This is a genomic window from Alcanivorax sp. HI0044, from assembly GCF_001634945.1.
Map to the genome: position 1 here is coordinate 1 of NZ_LWEZ01001147.1, position 4,972 is coordinate 4,972.

At 56.6% G+C, this 4,972-nt stretch carries 4 protein-coding genes; all 4 read left to right on the forward strand.

Annotated elements, in window-relative coordinates; translation table 11 throughout:
- Nucleotides 1-838, forward strand: an 838-nt coding sequence (locus A3730_RS14520; protein ID WP_156501212.1) for a PelD GGDEF domain-containing protein, incomplete at its 5' end; no start/stop codon positions are given.
- The gene (locus A3730_RS14525) at nucleotides 831-1,841 is read left to right on the forward strand and encodes a hypothetical protein (RefSeq protein WP_063521423.1); all 1,011 of its coding nucleotides are present in this window, start codon (nucleotides 831-833) and stop codon (nucleotides 1,839-1,841) included. The genes A3730_RS14520 and A3730_RS14525, both read left to right, overlap by 8 nt.
- Nucleotides 1,819-3,387, forward strand: coding sequence for a GT4 family glycosyltransferase PelF (gene pelF, locus A3730_RS14530; protein WP_063521424.1), 1,569 nt, complete (start codon nucleotides 1,819-1,821; stop codon nucleotides 3,385-3,387). Before A3730_RS14525 ends, pelF begins: the two co-directional genes overlap by 23 nt.
- Entirely contained in the window at nucleotides 3,387-4,757 is a 1,371-nt protein-coding gene (gene pelG / locus A3730_RS14535) for an exopolysaccharide Pel transporter PelG (protein WP_063521425.1), read from the forward strand. Before pelF ends, pelG begins: the two co-directional genes overlap by 1 nt.
- Nucleotides 4,758-4,972: the final 215 nt, after the last annotated feature.

Below are 4,972 nucleotides of genomic sequence, written 5' to 3' on the forward strand. Positions count from 1 at the left end.
TGATGCGTTGGTGCGATTGCGCGATCTGACCCTGGATGAAAGTGACAGGGTTCGGCTTCCTGCAGCGGACGACCTGATTCACATGCTGGCGGAATATTGCCAGCTGCAGCGTGCTGCGCTTTATCGGGTGGTGGATGGCCATATAGACGATGAACCGGCTGCCCAGCTGGGCGAAATGCGTCCACTGGAGCGCAACAATGCTTTGCTCCAGCACGCATTGGAAAACCAGCTGCTTGCCCATGTGCAGCAGCATGACCACGACAGCAATTATCATGGCCAGTATCTGGTTGCGGCCCCGATTATCAACAGTGGTGGCGCCTTGATCGGGGTGATGGTGATTGAGCGTTTGCCATTCCTGTCTATCAATTATGAAAACCTGCAGCTGTTGTCTGTGCTGCTTAACTTCTATGCGGATGTGGTGCATGCCGGCGATGAAGTCGACGACATGTTGGACCGCTGGCCCACCATGCCATTCCGGATTGCCAGTGAGTTGGCTGCGCTGGTACGTCTGCGTGAGGGCGGCCGGGTGGATACCTCCCTCACCTTGTTTGTCGCGGATGACAGCGAACAGGCAGGGCTGATTCTTGATGCGCTGGCCCGCGGCCTGCGCAGCCTGGATCTTGCCTGGTGGTTGAACGACAACGTCTTGATGATCATGATGCCGATGACCGGGGAATCCAGTCTGGAAGGCTTTGTGCTGCGCACCGAGAAATGGCTGGCCGATGAGTATGCGTTCATGAGCCTGCGCCAGGCCGGGGTGCAGTTCTATTACCGCCACCTGGATCAGCGTGAGGCAATGGAGCAGGTGGCTGAGCTACTGGAGGCGGCGGGTGTCTAGTCTCAAGCTGCTTATCTATGCGATCAGTGCGGAGATCGCCTCCCTGCTGTTGCTGTTGAGCAGACAGGCTGACCTGTCGTTGTTCGTGCTGTACCTGTTCTCTCACGGGTTGGCGTCGGCGCTGTTGTCTTTTGTTGCCTGGGGATTGCTGCCGGCACGTTTCAGGACGCCAAAAATTCTGTCCTGGGTGCTGATTTTTTCTTTTGCGTTTTTTATCCCGGCGGTGGGGCTGATCACCATCCTGGGTGGGGTGGCATTGGGTATCTGGCTACCGGCGCTGTTTCGGGACAAACCCTTCGGATTGGTGGAGCAGCCTTATTTTTCTCCGGTACAGGTCAACAGCGCGGCGGGCTTTCGGCAAATCGACCTGAAAAACCTGCTGACTACATCCCGGGCGCCGAATGCCTTGCGGGTGCAGGGGATGCTGGTGCTCAAGGATATGCCTGCCAGGGTAACGGGCAATTTGTTGCGCCATACCCTGGGCGATTCCTTTGAAGACTTGCGGCTACTGGCTTACGGGATTCTTGACCAGAAAGAAAAGGAGATTACCCGGGATATCGAGCGGGCCCTGAATCTGCTGGAGCGAGCCACGGAGTCGCGCCGCTACCGTTTGGCCCGTCGTCTTTGTGAACTGTATTGGGAGCTGAACTATCAGGACCTGGTGCGCGGGGATATCCGTACCCTGACGCTGGAACGGGCCGCATTCTACGCCGACATGGGCTTGATGGAAGCGCCAGAGGATGCCGGTTTGTGGTTGCTGCGCGGGCGCATTCAGTTAGGCCAGGGAGAAATTGGTGAAGCGCATCAGTCCATGACCTTTGCCCGTCGTCTGGGGTTGTCTGCAGCGAAAGTGAATCCCTGGCTTGCGGAGATCGCCCTGCAGCGCCGGCAAATACCGCTGGTACGGTTGCTGATGCGTGAAATTACCGATGACAGCCAGTTCACCCAACTCAATAAATCCGTTGAATTCTGGAGGGGCTATGAGCCTGCCACGGGCGGATAGCGCCGATATCTGTTTATTACTGGAAGGCACTTTTCCCTATGTGAGTGGCGGCGTGTCCAGTTGGGTAAACCAGATTATTCGTGGTTTTCCCGAATATACCTTTGCCTGCTGTTTTGTGGGCAGCCGCCCGGAAGACTACGGCGAGATGAAATATGAATTGCCGGATAACGTGGTGCACCTGGAAGTGCATTACCTGCATAATTTTCAGCGGGGGCCACAAAAGCGTTCCTTAAAGGGCAATCGCAAGGCCTATGCCGACCTGCGGCGTTTCCATGAAATGGTGAAAGAGGGCGTTCACTCCAGAGAACGCAGCGAACTGTTCAGCCGCATCGTCACGCACCTGGGGGAAGGGGAGGATTATTCCGAAGAATCGTTCCTGCACAGCCGGGCCAGTTGGGATTACATTGCTGAAGCGTATCGCGAGTTCAGCCGGGATCCGTCCTTTGTGGATTATTTCTGGACTGTTCGCATCATGCATTCGCCCATCTGGGTGCTCAACGATATTGCCAACAACCTGCTACCGGCAAAGATGTACCACACCATTTCCACCGGCTATGCGGGCTTTCTTGGGGCCATGCTCAAGCGCCGCACCGGCAAGCCGTTGTTGCTGTCCGAGCATGGCATTTATACCAAGGAGCGCAAGATCGACCTGTTCCAGAGCGAATGGATCAGCGATAACCGCGGCCTGGTGGAAAAGAACAACGCGGAGATGGCCTACTTTCGCGAAAAGTGGGTGAATTTTTTCACCGAGCTGGGGCGCGAGTGCTACCAGGCATCGGACCGGATCGTGGCGCTTTATGAGCGCAACCGGGAGCGGCAAATGGAAGATGGCGCGCCGCCAGAGCGCACCCTGAATATCCCCAATGGCATTGATCTACCGCGCATGCAGAAAGTGCGGGCGGCTCGGGGTGAATCGGTTCCCCCGGTGGCCTGTCTGATTGGCCGGGTTGTGCCCATCAAGGATGTGAAAACGTTTCTGCGTGCCATGCGGACCCTGGTCAATGTATTGCCAGACGCGGAAGGCTGGATTGCCGGCCCGGAAGATGAAGATAAGGAATACGCCAAGGAGTGCCACGGCCTGGTGGCCAGTCTGGGGCTGGAAAAAAATGTGAAGTTTCTGGGGTTCCAGAAAATTGATGAGCTGCTACCCAAAGTGGGGGTGATCGTGCTCAGTTCCATCAGTGAGGCGTTACCGCTGGTGTTGCTGGAAGGCTTTGCCGCCGGGGTGCCGGCCGTTTCCACGGATGTGGGGTCTTGCCGTCAGCTGATTGAAGGCCTGGGCGAAGCCGATCGGGCCTATGGAAAAGCCGGCGAAGTGGTGGGCATTGCCGACCCGGAAGCGTTGGGCAATGCGGTTGCCTCGCTATTGAAAGATAGGGATGCCTGGCACCAGGCGCAGCAGGCAGGCATTCGCCGGGTGGAGAACCTGTACACCCAGGACATGATGTTTGGCGCCTACCGTGACCTGTACCAGTCGCTGGTGAGGGACACGGACGCAGCCAGCCCGCAAGAAAACAACAATCGTCGCCGGGAGGGACGCCACTAATGGCCGGCATTGGTTTTGAACTGCGTCGATTGTTGCGCAAGGACACCTTGCTGGGCCTGATCCGGGCCTATGCCTATGCCGGTGTAATCAGTTCCGGCCCCTGGGTGTTATCGATCATCGGCATTCTGATTATCGGTATCTTCAGCCTGGGGATGGTGGTGCCGGATGCCTCGGTGACACAGTTCCAGATTACCGTGACCTATTTGATTGCCATCAGCCTGATTCTCACCGGCATTGTGCAGCTGGCCTTTACCCGCTTCTGTGCGGACCGTTCGTTTGAAAACCGTGAAGACCTGATTCTGCCCAATTTTGGTGGCGTTACAGTGCTGGTGACGGTTATCTCCGGTCTGCTGGCGTTGCCGGCGGCCATGTTCCTGTTTCCCGGGCAGAGTGTGCTGTTCCGGGTGTTGCTGATCGCCTGTTTTGTGGTGTTGAGCAATATCTGGATTGCCACCGTTTTTCTCTCCGGCATGAAGCAGTACAAGGCCATTTTGTTGCTCTACGCCCTGGGCTACACCATTACGGTGCTGGGTGCCCTGATGTTGCGGTTTCTGGACCTGGATGGCCTGCTGCTGGGCTTTCTGCTGGGGCAGGTGACCCTGCTGGCGGGGATGCTGGTGCTGATTGTGCGAGGCTACCCGGCCGAGAGCATCGTCTCGTTCGACATGTTCGGCAAAAAATACCTGTACCCCAGCCTGATGCTGGTGGGCTTTTTCTATAATGCCGGGGTGTGGGCGGACAAGGCCATGTTCTGGTTTTACGACGGCACCGGTAGCGATGTGATCGGGCCGCTGCGGGCCTCGTTGATCTACGATATTCCCGTGTTCCTGTCGTATCTGTCACTGATCCCGGGCATGGCCGTATTTCTGGTGCGTATGGAGACCGATTTTGTAGAGTACTACTCCAACTTCTACGATGCGGTCCGTGAGGGCGGATCGCTGTCCTATATCGAAGATATGCGCAACCAGATGGTGTTTGTCATTCGCCAGGGCATCTTCCAGATTCTCAAGATTCAGGCGATCTCGGCGCTGGTGATCATGGTGGCCGGCGCGCAGATCTTTAACGCTTTGGGCATTTCGGAACTGTATCTGCCGTTGCTCAAGGTGCAGCTAATCGCCACCGCCCTGCAGGTTGTCTTCCTGGCCATCATCAACGTGTTCTGTTATCTGGATCAGCGCCGCATGCTGGTGCTGCTGACCGCGTTGTTCTTTGTGCTTAATGTGATTTTTACCGGCATCAGCCTGTACCTGGGGCCCCAGTTCTTTGGCTTCGGTTTCCTGCTGGCGTTGGCGGTGTGTGTGCTGCTCGGCCTGTGGCTGGTCAGTCGCAAAATGGCAGAACTGGAATATTCCACCTTTATGCTTAATTGACAGGTACAGTGTCGGATTACGCCTTTCAGGCTAATTCGACCTTGTGTCTCTCCGGCGGAAGGATTTGCTACCCTTCCGCCACTGCTGGCGGGCAACCCGTATTCGACCTGAGGCCCTGAGCCTGTGATGTAGATAGGTCCCGCCAGCATTTCTCTCAAAACTTGAACGGTATCCGAGCCCTTCGTTGACCGGATGAGGCTGCACGAACAAGGAGA